The sequence below is a fragment of the Bacillus cereus group sp. BceL220 genome (genome assembly GCF_051776965.1).
Classification (GTDB): Bacteria; Bacillota; Bacilli; order Bacillales; family Bacillaceae_G; genus Bacillus_A; species Bacillus_A cereus.
This window is the reverse complement of the sequence record NZ_JBPWBC010000002.1, coordinates 416502-436385: the sequence shown is the minus strand read 5'-3', so window position 1 is coordinate 436385 and position 19884 is coordinate 416502. Positions and strand designations below refer to the sequence as shown.

Genomic DNA, 19884 nt, shown 5'->3' with positions numbered 1-19884 from the left:
TATATAACCAATCTATTAGAGTTAGAATAACGATAAATCATTTCTAAAAAACAAAACTTATTACACTTTATATGGCTTATCAAAAACTCCACGAAAATATTTACGGTTATATTCAATTGCAGCATTATTCGGAACATAAGAAGCTGCTAATTCATTGTAATAATACGCTTTATCCTGCTCCCCTAACCTGCTATAACAAATACACATTTGTAAATAGGGTAGCCATGTGTAGCTAGCTGGACTATGGAAAGGACTTTCCGTTGCCATTGGTACTTCCGTTGCAAGTTTAAACCAAAATATCGCTTCATTATATTTTTCTTGTTCCATATATATATATCCTATTCTTGTACAATTCTCTCCTCTAGGGACATCATACCGAAACGACTTCACACAGGATTCGATTGCCTTCTCCCACATTCCGAGCTTCGCATAGCAATCTCCTAGCTTACCACATGCATAAATTTTCTCTTCATACCATCCTTCGTCTTGATTAAGAAATGTTTCATATAGAAGAACTGCATCATCATATTTTTGGTTATCCGTAGATTCATTTGCGTAATAAAATAAATCTCTCGGACTCAATTCTTCACCTGCAGCTACAGTATTTTGAAAAATTTTCAAATTACGATCTGTTACTTTTTTTTCTTTTTTATGTGTAATAGCAACATTACTACTAAAAACCTCACCAGAAATAGCTAAATACTCATGAACCTTTCCAAACCATTGAAATTGTTTTTCACGCTTTACAAGTCGATTTCTTTTTGTACAATATAAAGGTTTCCCGTTAGAATCCATTGCAAGGTGATAAAGCATCGAAACAGCATCAATTTTAGGATCTAATTCTCTTTTTAAAAGTTTCAATGCTTCTTGAGCATCTTCTAATAATACGTCATCTGCATCTAGCCACAATATATACTCTTGCGTCGCTTTTGAAAAAGAAAAATTTCTTGCTGCTGCAAAATCATCAATCCACTGGAAATCATATATGTTAGAAGTGTATTTCTCTACGATTTCTTTCGTTCGATCGACGGAACCTGTATCAACCACTATAATTTCATCCACAATTTTTTCAACTGTGTCTAAACAACGGGCTATTGTCTCCTCCTCATCTCGAACAATCATACATAGACTAATTGTAATTCCTTGCTTGTTCAACATAATCACCCTCTTCCAAATCAATCATATGTTATACATATACTAAACTTTCCATTTTTTTAAATTGTTCAAGTAGTTTAAGATTTCTTTTCAATAATTCAAATGTCCGTGTCATTTTCTTTCGGTTTTGCATCTACTATATAATGAACGCTTTATGGAGGTGAATTTATGTCAAATAATAATTATTCAAATGGATTAAATCCCGATGAATCTTTATCAGCTAGTGCATTTGACCCTAATCTTGTAGGACCTACATTACCACCGATACCACCGTTTACCCTTCCGACTGGGCCGACCGGGCCAACTGGACCTACGGGACCTACTGGGCCGACTGTACCTACCGGGCCAACTGGACCGACTGGGCCTACTGGGCCTACTGGGCCTACTGGACCTACGGGACCTACGGGACCGACTGGTGACACTGGGACTACTGGACCTACGGGGCCGACTGGTGACACTGGGCCAACTGGACCTACGGGGCCGACTGGTGACACTGGGGCTACTGGACCTACGGGGCCGACTGGTGACACTGGGGCTACTGGACCTACGGGGCCGACTGGTGACACTGGACCTACTGGACTTACAGGGCCGACTGGTGACACTGGACCTACTGGACCGACTGGACCTACTGGGGCTACTGGACCGACTGGACCGACTGGACCATCCGGACTAGGACTTCCAGCAGGACTATATGCATTTAACTCCGGTGGGATTTCTTTAGATTTAGGAATTAATGATCCAGTACCATTTAATACTGTTGGATCTCAGTTTGGTACAGCAATTTCTCAATTAGATGCTGATACTTTCGTAATTAGTGAAACTGGATTCTATAAAATTACTGTTATTGCTAATACTGCAACAGTAAGCCTATTAGGAGGTCTTACAATCCAAGTGAATGGATTACCTGTACCAGGTACTGGATCAAGTTTAATCTCACTTGGAGCACCTATCGTTATTCAAGCAATTACGCAAATCACGACAACTCCTTCATTGGTTGAAGTAATTGTTACAGGACTTGGGCTATCATTAGCTCTTGGTACGAGTGCATCCATTATTATTGAAAAAGTTGCTTAATTTTTTACTTAGCAGTAAAACTGATATCAGTTTTACTGCTTTTTCAATTTCAAATTCAATCATGAAACATTCGTTAGCTACATAATTATATTGTTGTATGACATTTTGCAGGAGGCACAAATATGGAAAGTAAATCTGCTGTTCAGCTTTATCTCGAATTGCTAAAGAAAACAATTTTATTTGAAATATGGTTAGAATATGAGGCATACTTACCCGCATCTCTACATATTTCGAAAGAACTAGAATTCGAACCAGTTACAGTTCCTCTCCCTTTATTCATTAAGCAATATGCCGAAAACCATAACTTAAAAATTGTAAAACCAAATGTTTCAAAAAGTGAACGTCATGATGGAATGGATTGGCCAAGAGCAGCACATAGCATGATTGGTCGAGAACGTATGAACCAATTACAAGAGGCAATGGAAACCGTTGTTCGTGAAAATATAGAGGGAGATTTTATTGAAACAGGTGTATGGCGCGGAGGATCATGCATTTTTATGAATGGTTTTTTACAAGCGAACAACATTACGAATCGTAATGTGTGGGTCGCAGATTCATTTGAAGGTTTGCCAGCACCGAATCTAGAACAATATCCAAAAGATTACGGTGATTATTTACACACATTCGATTACTTACGCGTCTCTTTAGAACAAGTACAAGAGAATTTCAAAAAATATGATTTACTAAATGATCAAGTAAAATTTTTAAAAGGTTGGTTTAAAGATACTTTACCAACAGCACCAATTGAAAAAATAGCAATTGCACGGCTTGATGGTGATATGTACGAATCCACCATGGATGGTCTCATGAACTTATATGATAAAGTTTCTAAAGGTGGCTATATAATTATTGATGACTACGGGCTACCGCCATGCGCTGAGGCTGTGACAGACTTTAGAAAGCAACGAAATTTAAAAGCCCCTATTACTAAAATTGATGTATTTGGCGTTTATTGGAGAAAAGAATAAACAAGATTTAATCTATAGGAGATTCCATTTTCACTCATCCTTCTCTCACTTCTAATCCAATTAAGTATTTCTTTTGTGGAATCTCCTTACATATAACAATTGTTTTCCTTTGTTCTCTCACTACAAATTGAAAATTTTATTAATAGAGTTACTGCATATTCTCACATAAGAAAGGGGTATACTCATGAGCGAACTTAACAAAGAAATGACTTTACTCCCCCCTCCTGAACTCGTCCAATATGTAGGTGGCGACTTCAAAAAAGTTGGAAAAGAGTTCCTAAAGCATTTTATTCAAATTGGTGCTTTAAAATCAAATGAAAAAGTATTAGATGTAGGCTGCGGCGTCGGTCGAATGGCTGTACCATTAATGAATTACTTAAATGATGATGGAGCGTATTATGGATTTGATTTATTTAAAGATGGAATTACTTGGTGTCAAAATAACATTTCAACTATGCGTAATAATTTTCACTTTGAACATGTTGACATATACAATCAATTCTATAATCCAGAAGGAAAAGAAGATGCCTCTCAATATCGTTTTCCCTATGAAGACGGAACATTCGATTTTATCTTTTTAACTTCTGTATTTACGCATCTTCTCCCAAAAGAATTAGAACATTACGTATCTGAAATTGTACGTGTATTAAAAAAAGATGGGAGATGTTTCATTACATTCTTTCTAATAAATCCTGAATCGTCCTATTATTTAAATGCAGGACAAAGTACATTAGGTTTTTATCATCGAATTGAAAATTGCTACGTTGTGAATAAAGATATTCCGAATTTTGCAGTTGCTTATCCTGAGACAGATATTTGCAATCTATTGAATAAGTACGGCCTAGAAATAATTAATAAGCCGCATTACGGTTTATGGTGCGGCAGAAATGAATATACAAGTTACCAAGATATTGTTCTTACAAAAAAAAGCTTCTGAAAGGAAGTTATGTATGATGAATGAAAAAAATCCACCTCTCGTTTCCATCCTTATTCCCACTTATAATCGGCCTCATTATTTTAAAATCGCTCTAGAAAGTGCATTGGCACAAACTTATTCAAATATTGAAATCATCATCGGAGATGACAGTACAAATGATGAAACAGAAACTTTAATACGCGAACAATACTTACCAAATTATAAAAATATAACATACATTCGAAATATCCCTACTCTAGGACAATTTCACAATGACCTTATGCTCATAGAAAAATCAAATGGTGAGTATATAAATTTTTTAATGGACGATGACGTGTTTTATAAGCATAAAATACAAAAAATGATGGCCTATTTTGAGCAAGATCCCAATAAAAATCTTGCTCTTGTTACTTCTTATCGAGTACGTATTGATGATCATGGAAATCTAATCGGTGATTCCCATCCAACACAAAGGTTATATAGTGAAGACACTCCATTAAACGGGATATTTTTAGGTAATTGGATGTTAAAGGGTGGGCACAACATTATCGGTGAGCCTACAACTACTTTGTTCCGAAAAGAATTGCTCACTGATCCTTTTGGTACCCTTAAAGAGCGACAATATTCTTGTAGTGTTGATATGGCCTCATGGATTTCTTTACTTTCTAAAGGAAATGCAATATACATTTCTGAGCCTTTAAGTCAATTTCGCTACCATGCTGGACAACAAATACACAATAAGCTCCTTCAAGGTTGTGAAGATTTCACACACCTCGTTATAACAGCAAAAGAATATGGCTTTTTACAAAATACTACGGACTATAGAGCAGCTCTACTTAGTGCTTACCAATGGTGTAAAAGTTCCTTAAAATACTATCTTCATCAACTAGATATTTTTCCTGACGCACATGTACGTCTTTCCCATTGTTTGGATATAATTATTAAAGAGTTAAACAATTAAACTACTCTGCAAAATCAAAAATGTATGGACTATATGTGAATCATTCTTATAGTTCATACATTCTTTCTCATACTATAAAATCCATTACTATAAAGAGCAGTAGAAAGGAATACCTACATTGAAAGATCCAAATTCTCAATATCAAATAGACTACGTATTACTATTTATTTTATTTGCCATTGGGATTGTTAGTTGTTGTGCTATTGCAAGTGCGCAAGCCTCTTTACCGCCATTTTTACAAAACGTCAATTTTGTACTAAAGCAAATCCAATGGTACTTCATTGGATTTATAGCCATTGGTGTTATTATGATTATCGATTTCGATCGTTATCAAAAAATTGCTTGGTATTTGTATAGCTTTGCAATGGTACTACTTATTGGACTAGAACTTCAAGTACCAGGTGCCGTTACAATTAAAGGCGCTACTGCTTGGTACAGGCTCCCAGGCATCGGAAATTTTCAGCCTTCTGAAATTATGAAATTGTTTTTAATTATCGTCATTGGAAGAATTATAGCAAATCATAATGAGAAATATTTTTCCCGAACAATGCGTGACGATTTTTTATTACTTGGAAAAATATTTGCAACAAGTTTGCCACCACTACTACTTATCGCAAAAGAACCAGATTTAGGAAACACAATGGTCATTTCAGCGATGCTTGCAGCAATGATACTAGTTTCTGGCATACGATGGCGTTTTATTTTCGGATTAGTTTCAGGTACTTTCGTCGCTGGATCTACATTAATATATATTTTTTTTACTCACACAGATTTCTTTAAAGCACACATTTTAAAAGAATATCAACTAAATCGCTTCTACGGATGGTTAGCACCTTACAAATATGATGCACAAGGCTATCAATTAAGACAAGCATTCTTAGCGACTGGATCCGGAGAAATGCAAGGAAAAGGGTGGGAAAATGGACAAGTATATTTTCCAGAACCACATACAGATTTTATTTTCACTAATGTCGCTGAACAATTTGGATTTCTAGGCGCAAGTGTCATTATTTCACTTTTTTTCTTACTCATTTTTCGAATGATTCATATCGCTTTAGAAAGTAATGATCCTTTCGGTAGTTACATTTGCGCTGGTACAATCGGAATGTTTACTTTCCAAGTATTCCAAAATATCGGGATGACAATCGGATTACTTCCCATTACAGGGATAACATTACCTCTTATGAGCTACGGAGGAAGTTCACTGCTTACATACATGATTGCGATTGGATTCATTTTAAATGTTCGCTCAAGAACGAAAATCTTTATGTTTAAATGAACAACAAAAAAACGCTATATTTTTATCTCTATCCTTTTTTAGATATACTAATGAAAAATACGATGGAGGTTTAAATATGAAATATGACATTATAGGAGATATTCATGGATGCTTCCAAGAGTTTCAAAATTTAACAGAGAAGCTAGGATATAACTGGAGTAGCGGTCTACCGGTTCACCCTGACCAACGTAAACTTGCATTCGTTGGCGATATTACAGACCGTGGTCCTCATTCATTACGTATGATCGAAATTGTATGGGAACTTGTCATACATAAAAAAGAAGCTTATTACGCTCCTGGAAATCACTGTAATAAACTATATCGATTTTTCCTTGGACGTAATGTAACAGTCGCTCACGGACTTGAAACAACTGTTGCTGAATATGAAGCACTTCCTTCTCATAAGCAAAACATTATAAAAGAAAAGTTTACCACTCTTTATGAACAATCACCACTCTACCACATACTAGATGAAAAAAGAGTAATCGTATGTCACGCCGGGATTCGGCAAGATTACATAGGAAGACGAGATAAAAAAGTACAAACCTTTGTATTATATGGCGATATTACAGGAGAAAAGCATGCCGATGGCTCACCTGTCCGTCGTGATTGGGCGCAAGAATACAAGGGGCAAGCTTGGATTGTATATGGACATACACCAGTAGCAGAACCTCGATTCGTCAATCAGACAGTCAATATTGATACTGGTGCTGTATTTGGTGGCAAATTAACCGGATTACGTTATCCTGAAATGGAGACTATCTCTGTCCCTTCTTCGTTACCTTTTGTCGCTGAGAAATTCCGTCCAATTTCATAACTACCTTACTTAGCATTATTTAGGCAGATCTCATATAAAACTAGGTAAAGTAATTAAAAAAAGATGCAATAAAGTGCATCTTTTTTTAATTACCCTACATATAATGTCGCAGGAGGTGACAGAATGAAGAAAAAATCTTCTAAACAAAAAAGAAAATTTCCCCCTTTATATCTGCCCATGTACGGAATTAACAACTGGTGTAGTATTCGAGCTGCAGCGATAGAAGAACTGGAAGAACAAGAGTCATCAAAAAAAAGCAAAGTAAAACCAACATATGTCTCTTTAGAAAATGCTGTGATGAGCCGCATAATCGATCGTAAAAAAATAAAGATGCAACAAAAAAATAAACAGCTCTCAAATCAAGATGAACAGGTACTACATTCTAACCAAACAGAAGAAAAGGCGGAAGAAAATATTTCTGTAGCAATAAATAAAAAAGTGGAACCAGAAATTCCAGCTGCTATTATAAACAAAGTAAAAAAAATAAAAGAAGCATTAGCTTCATCGAATGATATACAAACTGAAAAACCACTCATAATTGAGACACCTACACCTGAAAATACAAAAGTTAAAAGGGGCGGCCGATATGCATATGCGGAGGGGCTTCACTCTCATGCGGAAGGCATGGCAGCACATGCGGAAGGCTTATTAACGCACGCAAAAGGTTCTTTCTCTCATGCAGAAGGATCAAACTCAAAAGCAACTGGACATAGTTCGCATAGTGAGGGAAGTGAAACGACAGCAGGCGGTGCTTATTCTCATGCAGAGGGTAAACAGACGACTGCTTTAGGCGAAGCAGCACACGCAGAAGGAACCGCAACTATCGCTAACGGCTCCTCTTCTCATGCGGAAGGTCATCATACATCAACAGCTCATTTTGCAGGTAGCCATATTATGGGGCGCTTCGGCACTGCAGAAGAAGCTTATTCTTGGTTTATTGCAAATGGTGTAAACGACACCGACCATAATATCGGTGCTAAATGGCTTGCACATAATGGAGAAATGTACATTGAGGGCGCGTCTTACAATGCAAGCGGAACGGATTTTGCACAAATGTTTGAAACAGAAGGTCATAAACCTATTGATGTCGGTTATTTCGTTACATTTAGTAGCGAAGAAAAAATTCGGATAGCTACTTCACACGATTCGTTCATTTTAGGAATATCTAGTGCAACCCCTGCACTTATAGGAAATAGCGGGGCTTTAAGTTGGCAAAAACGCTATAAAACAGATAACTTTGGGAAACGCCAATATGTATGGACGGAAACAGAAGAAATACAACCTCTTTTAAATACAGAATGGGATCCAGCTTGCAAATATGTAGCAAGAAAAGATCGCGCCGAGTGGCTTCCTGTCGGATTAATTGGGCAAATGTTAGTACGTGATGACAGCACTTGCGAAACTCATGGATATTGTCGTCCAAATGACAATGGCATTGCTACAAAAGCCGAAAGTGGATTTTTCGTTATAAAGCGTACGGGTGAAAACCAAATTTTAATATTATTCCGCTAAGAAAAAAGGGAACAAAATTCTTTATAATATAAGAATTTTGTTCCCTTTTTAAGCATTCCTAAGTAGCTCTTGCATATCGCTTGGAATTTTTATAGTGAAAGACATTTCTTTCTCTAAAATAGGATGATAAAACGTCAAAGATTTACTATGAAGTGCTTGCCGTTTCATTTCATCCCTTCTTCCTCCATATAAGTTATCACCAAGTAATGGATGTCCTATATGAGCCATATGCACACGAATTTGATGCGTTCTTCCTGTCTCAAGCTCCAGCGCTACATGTGTCTTATCATATGTACTATCAATTACTTTAAAATGAGTAACCGCCCTTTGTCCATCCTCACAAACCGTTCGCTCAATAATGCTATCAGATTTCCGACCAATTGGTGCATCAATCATTCCTTCTCGTTCTACCATCTCACCGTGAACAATTGCTTCATACGTTCGTTTCACAGCTTTTTGTTGATGCTGCTTAGATAAAAGATGATGCACGAAACGATTTTTTGCAATAAGCATAAGCCCTGAAGTATCACGATCTAACCGTGTTACAATGTGCACTGTACTTGCCAGATGCTGCTTATCATAATGAGATAAAATCGCATTGGCAACACTCCCTGTCGGATGTTCTCTAGACGGAATCGTTGACATGTTCGCCTCTTTATCAATGATAAGAACCGCATCATCTTCATATACAATGCATAAAGGGATATCTTCTGCCATCATCCCTTCACTTCTTTCCTCCACTGGAAAAAAGACACTTAATTCTTCACCAGCGCGCAACTGATGACGAACACTCGCATGTTGACTATTTACTTCAATTGCCCCGCCGTGAAACTTTATATCCGTTAAAGCGGCTTTAGAAATACCTTTCGTTTTCAAAAATTCCCTAACTAAAGTTCCCTCTTCAGCCAGCCCTATATCCCATTTCAATGTAAATCTGTTCAAATATATAACCCTTTCTATTTATCTGCAACAAACGAGTCACGAACTCGTTTCCAGAACGGGAACGGGCGGAAACGAACAAATCGTACTTTCTCGTTTGCTACGCGATACTGGATTGATTTCACATCTTGATGGACCATTGTTAAATGATCCACTGTAATTTGTAAGTTCATTCCTGCAGCCGGCTTTAACACACATGTATGATGCTTCGGCAATACGAGTGGCGATCCTACAGTACGAAACACACGATTGTTAATGGACGCCATTTCTGCAATTTGAATCGCTTCAATAGATGGGTGAATAATTGCTCCGCCAAGCGCTTTATTATACGCAGTACTTCCTGAAGGAGTAGAAATACAAAGGCCGTCCCCGCGGAATGTTTCAAAATATTCTCCGCGTATTTCTACTTCTGTTACTAATGTACCTTCTGCACTTTTTACAGTCGCCTCATTCATCGCTAAATACTGTGACTCTTTACTTCCATTCACATAGCGAATAATAACTTCTAAAAGCGGATATTCCACCACTTGGAATGGTGTTTTTGCAATCGCAATTACTAATTTCTCTACTTCTGTCGGTAACCAATCTGCATAGAAACCTAAATGTCCTGTATGTACACCAACAAATGCTGTTTCATCCAATCGATTATAATAACGATGAAACGCATACAAAAGCGTTCCATCTCCCCCAACAGAAATTACAATATCGGGTTCCTTTTCATCCATTATAAATCCAAAATCTAGCAAGTACTCTTTCATCGTGCTTGCCAGTGTATCTGATGATTGATCTCCCTTTGACATAATTGTAAATTTCATCGCCCAACACCCTTTAGTTTATGATTCGGAATCTTTCGTTTCTTGCTTTCTTGAAAAAGCCTTTTGCGCTTCTTGAATTTCAAGACGAATAGAAGACATTTCTTCATCTAATAAAAACGCCGCTTCAGCTGCACGTTGCAAGCGTATTTTAATATCTTCAGGAAAACGTCCACTATATTTATAATTTAAAGAATGCTCAATTGTTGCCCAAAAGTTCATTGCTAGCGTGCGTATTTGGATTTCTACCAATACTTTTTGTTCACCCTGAATCGTTTGAACAGGATAACTAATGACAACATGATAAGAACGATAACCGCTATCTTTCTTTTGCGTGACATAATCACGTTCTTCCACGATTTCAAAGTCATTTCGTTTTCGAAGATATTCTACAACAGGCTTAATCTCATCAACAAATTGACACATCATTCTAAGCCCAGCAATATCCTGCATATCTTCTCTCAATCGGTCTAGCGGTACATTTCTCTTCTCCGCTTTATCAATAATACTTGCAACCGACTTTACCCTTCCTGTTACAAACTCAATTGGAGAATGCTCTGTTAACATTGCAAATTGAGTACGCATTCCTTTTAGTTTCACTTTCAGCTCTGCCACCGCTTGGTGGTAAGGTGCTAAAAATTCTTCCCAATTTCGATTCATTTCAACCACCACCAAAATCAATCCATTTGCTTATAGAAATACTTTTTCTACAGCAGTTACTAATTCTTCTCCGTAATTTGCATTACCTTCAATATTTTCAACTAAATATTCTACTTCTTCTTTTAATCCTTCTAATTCCATTTCAATGTCATTCACGCTAACGAACATAACCACATCGTTATTCATCGCTTCATGCATTGCTTCCCAGCATGTGTGCGGAATACTTACATAAATGAAAGATGATTCATTTTCTAAGATATATAAAAATGATAAATTGTCTGAGTCTACAAGTACATGATTACGTGCACTTAACTCCTTTACCTCTATTTCACTATTTTCCGCACAAAAAATAAGAGCATTCTCTCTCTTTTCTACGCTCTTAACTTGGATTTTATTTTGCATGCTCTAACTCCTCCATCTCAACTTCCTGTCTTACTTAACAGTATTATTGTATCATAACATGGACGCAAACAAATAAAACATTGAACCAAATTTATGAAAAAGCGATAATGTGTAAAGAATTATTTTTCAAAAGGAGATTATACAATGACACAAGAAATTGAAATTGAATTCAAAAATATCGTTACAAAAGAAGAATTCGATACATTATGTAAATCGTTTTCTATTGAAGCATTTACGAAACAAGTGAATCACTACTTTGAAACACCTGACTTCTCGTTAAAAGAAGCTGGCTCTGCACTTCGTATTCGTCATAAAGGAGAAACTTATACGTTAACGTTGAAACAACCTGCAGAAATCGGTTTATTAGAAACGCATCAAGTCGTAACAGAAGACGAAGCAAAAATGATGATGGAAACAAACACAATCATTCAAGGAGCAGTAGTAGATCAATTACACAAATTACAAATTCCTGTTTCTGCTTTAACATATATGGGTAGTTTAACAACAGAAAGAGCAGAAACATTATTTAAAGGCGGAACGCTTGTCTTTGATCATAGTTTCTATTACAATCACGATGATTATGAAATTGAATTTGAAGTACAAGATGAAGAAACAGGAAAAGCTGCATTTATTCATTTATTAACGCAACATAACATACCTGTTCGCCATACAAATAACAAAGTAAAACGCTTTTTCCTTGCCAAACAAAACAAAGCACGCTAAAGTGAAAATTCCACTAGTGAATATGTTTCACTAGTGGATACATCTGACTAAAAAAGTTTACACCCGTTGAATAAGCAAAGAATCTTTGAGAAGGCTGTTTATTTGCCCTCTCGAACATTCCATTGCTACAATAGATATACATTTCATGGAAAAAGGAGTTTATAAAGGATGAGCAAGCAACCGATGACACCATTTGAAGCAATTGGCGGTGAACAATGCATTGCAATATTAGTAGATACATTTTATTCCTATGTCAGTAAACACCCTGACTTATCTCCCATCTTCCCGGAAGATTTAACAGAAACCGCTAGGAAGCAGAAGCAATTTTTAACACAATATTTAGGTGGTCCTAATTTGTACACTGAAGAACATGGTCATCCTATGTTAAGAGCACGCCATCTTCCGTTTGAGATTACTCCAAAACGAGCAGAGGCTTGGCTATCATGCATGGAGCAAGCAATGGATGATACTGGAGTGCATGGTCATATAAGAGAGTTTGTCTTTGAACGTTTAGCATTAACCGCTCAGCATATGGTTAATACTCCAAACGAAACAGGTGAAGTGTAATGGATAAGCAGGAAGCAAAGCATATAAATATGCCATCTCCTTCCGCATGTGAGCATAAGTCTGTAGAAGCATATTTATTTATTGATCCACTTTGTAAAGATTGCTGGGAAATTGAGCCTTTTATTATTAAACTATGGCTTGAATACGGGAAATACTTCTCTATTCGTCATATCGTAACAGGAAAAGTGGATGGAACGAACGCTTCCTCACACAAATGGAATAAACCTGCTAATATTCGATTTGTGTGGGAAAAGACAACAAGTTTACAAGGTTTTTCATGTGATGGAAAGGTACATATGCAAGAAGCATCGTCAACACCATATTTAGTTTCGATGGCAATTAAGGCAGCGGAGTTGCAAGGCCGAAAAGCAGGTTCGAAGTTTTTGCGAAAACTCCAAGAATACATTTTCCTTGAAAATGTATCAAACCCTGACTGCGAACTATTACTTGCATGTGCGAAAGATAGCAATATTGATGTAGAAGAATTTAAAAAAGATCTACATTCTGCTAGTGCAAAAAAAGCTTTCCAATGTGACTTGAAATTCACGAATGAAATGCATATTACAGAAATACCCTCCCTCGTCTTTTTTCATGCGAACTCAGATGAAGAAGGTATTAAAATCGCTGGAAATTATTCCTACGATGTATACGTACAATTATTGAAAGAACTTGTAAAATGTGAAATTGAGCCAGAACCATTACCACCTTTAGAAGTACTACTAGAAGCAACACAATTTATATCTTCAAAAGAAGTAGCATTTATTTATGACTGTCCGCAACAAGAAATTGAGCGCGAACTTAAAAAATTACAACTGAAACGAAAAGTACAAATGATTGAAGTAAAATGCGAACGTTATTGGAAATGGATAGCAAAAGAAAAAGACCTGGTGTAAACACCAGGTCTTCTTCTTTACGGCTTATAAAAATATTAAAGGGGATGGGAGAAATTTTCACGTTCAAACAAAGGGGTATATGTTTGTATGTGAATTCGTTCACGCTTATTATATTACAAGATTCGACGTCAGATGACAACCCCTTTTGTCGAATTTCACACTTTTGTCACATTCTAAACGTTTTCATTTTTGAATAAGCTATAAAAAAGGTCATTTAGGGGGTTTATTTATGAAAAAATCTTATATTGCTCTTCTCTTTCTAGCTGTCATCGTTTCTTTTTTCTTGTACATCCTCTCTCTACTACAAGCTTTTCCTAAAATTATTGCCTTACCTCTTTTATTCGGAATCATTGTTATCACTCTCTCTTATTTCAATCATAAAAAACGATTCAAAGGGTTTTAATTTCAAAAATCAGCCGTAAAACTATCCTTTCAGTTAGAAAAACAAAGAAATCCACCTTGTTTTTTCGACATATATCGACATTTAATCTATTCAAAAAAAAGACGAGGATACAATCCCTCGTCTTTTTTCATTACTTTTCTTCAAATAATAATGCTTCTAATTCATTTAATTTCTCTTCAAATACTTGTAGCGCCTCTTTTACTGGTTCAGGAGATGCCATATCTACTCCTGCTTTTTTCAGCACTTCAATTGGATAATCAGAGCTTCCTGCTTTTAAGAACTCGTTAATATAACGTTCTACTGCTGGTTGTCCTTCTTCTAAAATCTGTTTAGATAGAGCTGTCGCTGCACTAAATCCTGTTGCGTATTGATATACGTAATAGTTGTAGTAGAAGTGTGGAATACGAGACCATTCTAAACCAATCTCTTCGTCGATTACTAAAGCGTCACCGAAATATTTCTTATTTAAATCATAGTAGATTTCCGTTAGCATATCTGGCGTAACAGCATGTCCTTCTTGTACTTTCTTATGAATAATATGTTCAAACTCTGCAAACATCGTTTGACGGAATACAGTACCACGGAATCCTTCTAAATAATGATTTAATAAATATAGACGCTCTTTCTTATCTTCTGTCGTTTTTAATAAATAATCATTTAGAAGCGCTTCATTACAAGTAGATGCCACTTCTGCTACGAAGATGGAATAATCACCATATACGTGTGGTTGTGTTTTTCTTGTATAGTAACTATGCACCGAATGACCAAACTCATGAGCAAGTGTAAATAAGTTATTTACATTATCATGCCAGTTCATTAAAATATACGGATTTGTTCCATATGCACCAGATGAGTATGCCCCGCTTCGTTTTCCTTTATTCTCATACACATCTACCCAGCGATTTTCATATGCCTCTTTCAAAATATCAACATATTCATCACCAAGTACGTTTAAAGATTTTAATAAAAGGTCTTGCGCTTCTTCGTATTTCACATTCATTTTCACTTCTGGTACAAGTGGTGTATATAAATCATACATATGAAGCTCATCAAGTCCTAGTGCACGCTTACGAATATCGATGTAACGGTGTAATAAATGTAAGTTATCATTTACCGTTTCAACGAGTTGATCGTATACTGCTTCCGGAATATTATTATTGCTCAGTGCAGCTTGGCGAGCAGAATCATATTTACGAACACGCGCATTGAAATTATTACGTTTTACTGCTCCACTTAACGTACTTGCGAATGTATTTTTAAATTTCCCATACGTTTCATATACAGCTTTAAATGCATCTTCGCGAACACGAGGATCATCACTTTCTAAAAACTGAATGTAACGACCATGTGTAATTTCTATTTCTTCTCCGTCTTCACCTTTAATAGATGGGAATTTTAAATCCGCGTTATTCAACATACCGAATGTATTGCTTGATGAACTCATTACTTCAGATGCTTCCGCTAATAAAGCCTCCTCAGCTTCTGATAATACGTGCGGGCGTTGACGTGTAATTTCTTCTAATGCATGTTCATATACACTTAAATCTCTATTTTCCTTCAAGAATGTTTGCAGTGTATCTTCTGAAATCGATAAAATTTCAGGCACAATATACGCTGTGCTACTAGATACTTGTGAATATAAATTTGTTGCACGATCATTTAATGCTTGATATACAGAGTTTGTTGTATCTTGATCGTAACGCATATGAGCATATGTATATAGCTTACCTAATCGCATTGAAATTTCATCTTCATATTGCAATGCCTCAAGTAAATTGTCCGCAGAGTCACCAAGTTTCCCTTTAAATTCAGTTAACTTCGGTAATAGCTCTTTAATAGCCTGGAATTCTTTTTCCCATTCTGCATCCGTTTGGAAAATATCTTCTAATCGCCACGTACTTGCTTCTTCAATCTCGTTGCGATCTGGTAATGCTTTCGCTTTGTTTTGTTCAGACATTCTTTAAGCCCTCCTTTAAATATCTCTACTTAAGTACAATTCGTTTTTTCTTATGTAATTCCTTCACAATCATTCTTTATTATATCCCCTTTTCCTCCTCTCATGTTAAAATTTGCCTCAAATAAAGATAGCGCATGTATTAAGCAAATCTCATCATGTTTCATAATTTCCTCCTCTGTTTTTAACATCACGGCATCCCTTATTTTTCGGTACGTATAACTTCCCACTTTATGCAATACACCTATATAGCATAAAAATGTCATATATTCAGTAACTGCCACTTTCCATGTGTGCTGTGAAAAGTACGGAAGTATCCGCCTTTTCGTATACCTTTTTACATAACTACACACATATTGAAGAGAAATACACTCTCCTACTGCAAGCCCCCCTATACACTTCATATATAGAAAAGCTTGCCATATAAATGGGTTTGTTTGAAAAGCAAATCCAGAAGGGAGTGGAACACCAATTTCAGAAGGAAAGCTCGCTGGGGTACATTTAAATTGATATAAGAGGCGTAATAATGACTTATAGTTATAATTCCAAATAGGCAGAGCGTTTTGCCGAAAATAATCCTTTCGCTTCTTCCATTCTCGTTCTAATATTTCCTTTTTGAAAGGAACAGGAGAAAAAAGCATTTCAAAAGTAGTCGTTTCAATTGGTAAATATATAATATGTGAGAAAGAGACGCTTGTAGAAAATGAAGTGATAAATGTACATTTCATAAATGATTTTTCTTTCGAACAGAAGAAAATAAGAAATGGTTGAGGATAAGATTGTAAGGAGAAAGCCATAAGTGAGGAGAATTTCATCCAATATGCCGATTGCTTTTTCAATTGATTTCCACCAACGATCCAAATGACCTGTATACCAGCTCGCCAATATGAATAGGTTCTTTTGTACAGCTGCTCTATAGCAAGGTTTGCACATTGGTATTCAATTGCAATTTTTCTGCCCGCCCTCTCTACAAAAACATCTGGTCGTTGCTTAATTTCTGGAAGGTAGTACTCTATATCTACCTGAAAGTTTTGACGTTTGAACCATCTATATAACAATTCTTTACCGTGCATATGATACGTTGATTCCGCTTCATAAAAGGCAAGACATGAATCCACTTTTTTATGAGCAAAATGCCAACTTTTTTGTTTCCCTAATTTCATTTGCACTTCCTTTCCACAAGCTACACAAAAGAATTGTTCCTGTTGGCGCATACGGCGCAAAAGCTCTTCATTACAATTATAGAGTAAATGAATTTTTTCTCCGTTTTCTCTTTTAGCGATAAATATCGGAATCACACCCTTTCAGCTCCTTATATTCTACAATTTATTACAAATTCCTTTTAAAAAAGAGATGTCCCAATTTCGGACATCTCTTTTTATAATAATGGCGATAATAACCGGTACGTTGATTCAACAATTCGTCTATGCAGACGCCTTTTATGAAAACGATCGACGTGAATTTCACTGGATTCTTCTAAATCGTCTTTAAAGTCTTGAACAAGTCTTTTAATGCTATCTGTATCATATAAAAAGGCATTTACTTCAAAATTCAAATGAAAACTTCTCATATCCATATTAGCTGTCCCAATTGAAGCTAAATCAGAATCAACGATGACAATTTTACTATGAAGAAAACCTTTTTCGTATTCATATATCTTTACTCCTGCGTCTAAAAGCTCTGGGAAGTACGATCTCGATGCGTAAAAGACAGTACGCTTATCAGGTTTACTCGGCATTAATAAACGAACATCAATACCAGCAAGTGCAGCAACCTTTAATGCGGATAAAATATCATCATCCGGAATAAAATACGGCGTTGCAATCCAAATAGATTTCCGAGCAGAAGCGATCATTGCGAAATATAAATGCTTAATCGTTTCCCACTTATTATCGGGGCCGCCTGCAACTAGCTGCACTCCTCCCCAATGATCACCCTCAACTGCTTTTGCTTGTAAATATTCAGGAGCTAGCACAGCCTCTCCAGTCATATAAAACCAATCTTGAAGGAAAATAAGCTGTAAACTTTGAACCGCTTCACCACGTAAATACAAATGAGTGTCTCGCCAAAAGCCAAAATATTTACTTTTCCCTAAATACTCATCACCGATATTTAATCCACCTACAAACCCTTCGTTCCCATCAATCACAACAATTTTCCTATGATTTCGATAATTAATCTTATCGTTTAAAATCGGAAAGCGCACAGGAAAGAACGGAATCATTTCTACACCTGCATCGTTTAATTCTTCAATATACGATTTCGATAACTTAAAACTTCCAACCGCATCATATAAAAAGCGAACAACAACGCCCTCTTTTGATTTTTGTATTAAAATATCTTTAATTTCTGTTCCTAATTTATCATCACGCACAATGTAATATTCCATATGAATGTGATGTTTCGCTCGTTTTAACCCATTTAAAATGGCCTGAAACGTTTCATCTCCATTTGTTAATGTCCTCGTTTCAGTTTGAAATGAAATATTTAAAGCACCTAATCGATCCGCTAAACGAAATAACAGTTCTTGATGCTTATGATTGCGTAAAATTCGTTCTTCGTAATCTTCATGCCCTTTATATTGTAAAAACGCCTGTTCATCAAGTAACGCCTTCTTTTGAAACATTCTTTTTCTCCGAAAATTTTGTCCAAATAATAAATAAGCAAAGAAGCCAAATACAGGAAAAATCCCTAACACAATTAACCATGTAAGTGTTTTAGATGGGTGGCGATTTTCTAAGAAAATAACGCAACCAATTAAAAACGCAGATACTGTAAATAAAATACTAATAATACCTAAAATCGAAACATCTTTTATCCCAATCACATCTGAATAAAATGCTACATCAATAAACATACGTAACGAAACAAATAATGCGAACAATAGCAAGATAAAGAAAATCAGCTTTAACGTATTTTTCATCTCTTACCTCCTAACTAAGAAAGCTTTCCTATTCTTCATATAAAAAGCCGATTTCATACTACAGAAATCGGCCTACGTTTTAGCAGGAAAATTATTGCGAATCGTTTCAAGCGCATGCTCTTTCACAATTTGTTTTCCATACTCACTTACACGATGAATTGTTAAAGTTGATTCTTCCCCATATTCTAAAACAATACTTAAAATACGATCGATTTCTTCTTCATCATGTAGCACTTCATCGAATTCCACATATACATAATAGCGGTCCTCAAATGAATACAGCTCATCTTTTATATCTTCAAAGATAAGACGATGACTTAATGAAATGACATCTTCAAAATCATTAAATTTAATTAAAAAGCCAAACGTACCATCTTCATTAAAGTTTGTTCCTGTTTGTTCTTCTACCTCTTCGACTAACTCTTGTTGGAATAATGATTCAATGCCTTCATCTAGAGGAATATCTATAATTTTGTCTACCCCTATCGGTAGTTCCAGCTTTTGCCCATCCTTTGAAAGCTCTGCTTTCGTGACAAGTACTTCAATCCCTTTATCGACTGCTTGCACTTGGATCCATAACGGCCCATCAATAAAGAAATCGTCATGATCACGAGCTTCGTCCATCATCTCCCAAAAGAGCTCTTCACTTCGTTCGCGATCATACCAAATTTCTTCACGATTAAATCCTCTATCCTCTATATCAATGTACGTAATAAAAAATTTCATCGTATGATCATTAATTCTTTCAATATCCAAAATACAACTCTCCCTTCCTGCTTAGAATTGTTATGAAGGGATTCCCCACTCATATGACAAATCAATAGATTCTTGTACTCTCATTTTATGATAAGATTCTCCAGAATGGAAATAAAATCGATTTATTTTACAAAAATAGTTATATGCCTATCTTTACTCGATCAACTACA

General features: G+C 36.0%; 20 protein-coding genes. 11 read left to right on the top strand and 9 right to left on the bottom strand.

Going from position 1 to position 19884, the window contains the following annotated elements; genetic code table 11:
* Window positions 1–60: 60 nt before the first annotated feature.
* Window positions 61–1158, bottom strand: a complete 1098-nt coding sequence (locus ACS2FK_RS07095; RefSeq protein WP_063546810.1) for a glycosyltransferase — start codon at window positions 1156–1158, stop codon at window positions 61–63.
* Between the two features lie 165 nt (window positions 1159–1323).
* Between ACS2FK_RS07095 and ACS2FK_RS07090 the strand changes: the two genes are divergently transcribed.
* From ACS2FK_RS07090 to ACS2FK_RS07060, 7 genes are all read left to right on the top strand, one after another.
* Window positions 1324–2229, top strand: coding sequence for a BclA C-terminal domain-containing protein (locus ACS2FK_RS07090; protein WP_063546808.1), 906 nt, complete (start codon window positions 1324–1326; stop codon window positions 2227–2229).
* A 122-nt stretch (window positions 2230–2351) separates the two neighbouring features.
* Entirely contained in the window at window positions 2352–3197 is an 846-nt protein-coding gene (locus ACS2FK_RS07085; protein WP_063546806.1) for a TylF/MycF family methyltransferase, read from the top strand.
* Window positions 3198–3381: 184 nt separating this feature from the next.
* A complete protein-coding gene (locus ACS2FK_RS07080; RefSeq protein ID WP_063546804.1) occupies window positions 3382–4134 on the top strand; it encodes a class I SAM-dependent methyltransferase in 753 nt (250 codons plus the stop codon).
* 13 nt (window positions 4135–4147) lie between these two features.
* A complete protein-coding gene (locus tag ACS2FK_RS07075; protein WP_003269828.1) occupies window positions 4148–5074 on the top strand; it encodes a glycosyltransferase family 2 protein in 927 nt (308 codons plus the stop codon).
* 118 nt (window positions 5075–5192) lie between these two features.
* Window positions 5193–6353: an FtsW/RodA/SpoVE family cell cycle protein gene (locus tag ACS2FK_RS07070; protein ID WP_000654703.1), complete on the top strand. Its 1161-nt coding sequence runs from the start codon at window positions 5193–5195 to the stop codon at window positions 6351–6353.
* 76 nt (window positions 6354–6429) lie between these two features.
* The gene (prpE, locus tag ACS2FK_RS07065; protein ID WP_063546802.1) at window positions 6430–7170 is read left to right on the top strand and encodes a bis(5'-nucleosyl)-tetraphosphatase PrpE; all 741 of its coding nucleotides are present in this window, start codon (window positions 6430–6432) and stop codon (window positions 7168–7170) included.
* 123 nt (window positions 7171–7293) lie between these two features.
* Window positions 7294–8682: a peptidase G2 autoproteolytic cleavage domain-containing protein gene (locus tag ACS2FK_RS07060; RefSeq protein WP_063546800.1), complete on the top strand. Its 1389-nt coding sequence runs from the start codon at window positions 7294–7296 to the stop codon at window positions 8680–8682.
* 48 nt (window positions 8683–8730) lie between these two features.
* On the opposite strand, the gene ACS2FK_RS07055 is transcribed toward ACS2FK_RS07060, so the two are convergent.
* From ACS2FK_RS07055 to ACS2FK_RS07040, 4 genes are read right to left on the bottom strand one after another with little or no spacing between them, the layout of a single operon-like run.
* Entirely contained in the window at window positions 8731–9624 is an 894-nt protein-coding gene (locus ACS2FK_RS07055; RefSeq protein WP_001079126.1) for an RluA family pseudouridine synthase, read from the bottom strand.
* Between the two features lie 14 nt (window positions 9625–9638).
* A complete protein-coding gene (locus ACS2FK_RS07050) occupies window positions 9639–10436 on the bottom strand; it encodes an NAD kinase (RefSeq protein ID WP_000673190.1) in 798 nt (265 codons plus the stop codon).
* A gap of 18 nt (window positions 10437–10454) precedes the next feature.
* Entirely contained in the window at window positions 10455–11093 is a 639-nt protein-coding gene (locus ACS2FK_RS07045) for a GTP pyrophosphokinase (protein WP_001081482.1), read from the bottom strand.
* 30 nt (window positions 11094–11123) lie between these two features.
* Window positions 11124–11495 carry a hypothetical protein gene (locus ACS2FK_RS07040; RefSeq protein WP_001180005.1) on the bottom strand — a complete coding sequence of 124 codons (372 nt, stop codon included), beginning with the start codon at window positions 11493–11495 and terminating at the stop codon, window positions 11124–11126.
* A 144-nt stretch (window positions 11496–11639) separates the two neighbouring features.
* Here ACS2FK_RS07040 and ACS2FK_RS07035 point away from each other — a divergent pair, with 144 nt between their 5' ends.
* From ACS2FK_RS07035 to ACS2FK_RS07020, 4 genes are all read left to right on the top strand, one after another.
* Entirely contained in the window at window positions 11640–12218 is a 579-nt protein-coding gene (locus tag ACS2FK_RS07035) for a CYTH domain-containing protein (RefSeq protein WP_000191122.1), read from the top strand.
* Window positions 12219–12386: 168 nt separating this feature from the next.
* Window positions 12387–12785, top strand: coding sequence for a globin domain-containing protein (locus ACS2FK_RS07030; RefSeq protein WP_000043386.1), 399 nt, complete (start codon window positions 12387–12389; stop codon window positions 12783–12785).
* Window positions 12785–13678 carry a ClpXP adapter SpxH family protein gene (locus ACS2FK_RS07025; protein ID WP_000360645.1) on the top strand — a complete coding sequence of 298 codons (894 nt, stop codon included), beginning with the start codon at window positions 12785–12787 and terminating at the stop codon, window positions 13676–13678. The genes ACS2FK_RS07030 and ACS2FK_RS07025 overlap by 1 nt, the downstream gene beginning before the upstream one ends.
* Before the next feature lie 229 nt (window positions 13679–13907).
* Window positions 13908–14081 (top strand): hypothetical protein, encoded by a 174-nt coding sequence (locus tag ACS2FK_RS07020; protein ID WP_000750354.1) that lies wholly within the window; start codon window positions 13908–13910, stop codon window positions 14079–14081.
* A 130-nt stretch (window positions 14082–14211) separates the two neighbouring features.
* Here ACS2FK_RS07020 and pepF read toward each other — a convergent pair whose 3' ends face one another.
* The 4 genes from pepF to mecA all read right to left on the bottom strand — a co-directional run bounded on the left by pepF (window position 14212) and on the right by mecA (window position 19714).
* Window positions 14212–16038: an oligoendopeptidase F gene (pepF, locus tag ACS2FK_RS07015; RefSeq protein ID WP_063546798.1), complete on the bottom strand. Its 1827-nt coding sequence runs from the start codon at window positions 16036–16038 to the stop codon at window positions 14212–14214.
* Between the two features lie 50 nt (window positions 16039–16088).
* Complete coding sequence (locus ACS2FK_RS07010; RefSeq protein WP_063546796.1) at window positions 16089–17333, bottom strand: competence protein CoiA; 1245 nt, start codon at window positions 17331–17333, stop codon at window positions 16089–16091.
* An 80-nt stretch (window positions 17334–17413) separates the two neighbouring features.
* Complete coding sequence (locus tag ACS2FK_RS07005; RefSeq protein WP_000799191.1) at window positions 17414–18958, bottom strand: cardiolipin synthase; 1545 nt, start codon at window positions 18956–18958, stop codon at window positions 17414–17416.
* A gap of 72 nt (window positions 18959–19030) precedes the next feature.
* The gene (gene mecA / locus ACS2FK_RS07000) at window positions 19031–19714 is read right to left on the bottom strand and encodes an adaptor protein MecA (protein ID WP_000350715.1); all 684 of its coding nucleotides are present in this window, start codon (window positions 19712–19714) and stop codon (window positions 19031–19033) included.
* Between the last annotated feature and the right edge of the window lie 170 nt (window positions 19715–19884).

Bases quoted from the DNA above. Each gene is read 5' to 3' on its own strand.
- ACS2FK_RS07075 (WP_003269828.1), top strand. From the start codon at position 4,148: ATGATGAATGAAAAAAATCCACCTCTCGTTTCCATCCTTATTCCCACT.
- ACS2FK_RS07090 (WP_063546808.1), top strand. From the start codon at position 1,324: ATGTCAAATAATAATTATTCAAATGGATTAAATCCCGATGAATCTTTA.
- pepF (WP_063546798.1), bottom strand. From the start codon at position 16,038: ATGTCTGAACAAAACAAAGCGAAAGCATTACCAGATCGCAACGAGATT.
- ACS2FK_RS07030 (WP_000043386.1), top strand. From the start codon at position 12,387: ATGAGCAAGCAACCGATGACACCATTTGAAGCAATTGGCGGTGAACAA.
- ACS2FK_RS07005 (WP_000799191.1), bottom strand. From the start codon at position 18,958: ATGAAAAATACGTTAAAGCTGATTTTCTTTATCTTGCTATTGTTCGCA.
- ACS2FK_RS07045 (WP_001081482.1), bottom strand. From the start codon at position 11,093: ATGAATCGAAATTGGGAAGAATTTTTAGCACCTTACCACCAAGCGGTG.
- ACS2FK_RS07095 (WP_063546810.1), bottom strand. From the start codon at position 1,158: ATGTTGAACAAGCAAGGAATTACAATTAGTCTATGTATGATTGTTCGA.
- ACS2FK_RS07080 (WP_063546804.1), top strand. From the start codon at position 3,382: ATGAGCGAACTTAACAAAGAAATGACTTTACTCCCCCCTCCTGAACTC.
- ACS2FK_RS07025 (WP_000360645.1), top strand. From the start codon at position 12,785: ATGGATAAGCAGGAAGCAAAGCATATAAATATGCCATCTCCTTCCGCA.
- prpE (WP_063546802.1), top strand. From the start codon at position 6,430: ATGAAATATGACATTATAGGAGATATTCATGGATGCTTCCAAGAGTTT.
- ACS2FK_RS07050 (WP_000673190.1), bottom strand. From the start codon at position 10,436: ATGAAATTTACAATTATGTCAAAGGGAGATCAATCATCAGATACACTG.
- ACS2FK_RS07040 (WP_001180005.1), bottom strand. From the start codon at position 11,495: ATGCAAAATAAAATCCAAGTTAAGAGCGTAGAAAAGAGAGAGAATGCT.
- ACS2FK_RS07020 (WP_000750354.1), top strand. From the start codon at position 13,908: ATGAAAAAATCTTATATTGCTCTTCTCTTTCTAGCTGTCATCGTTTCT.
- ACS2FK_RS07035 (WP_000191122.1), top strand. From the start codon at position 11,640: ATGACACAAGAAATTGAAATTGAATTCAAAAATATCGTTACAAAAGAA.
- ACS2FK_RS07060 (WP_063546800.1), top strand. From the start codon at position 7,294: ATGAAGAAAAAATCTTCTAAACAAAAAAGAAAATTTCCCCCTTTATAT.
- ACS2FK_RS07085 (WP_063546806.1), top strand. From the start codon at position 2,352: ATGGAAAGTAAATCTGCTGTTCAGCTTTATCTCGAATTGCTAAAGAAA.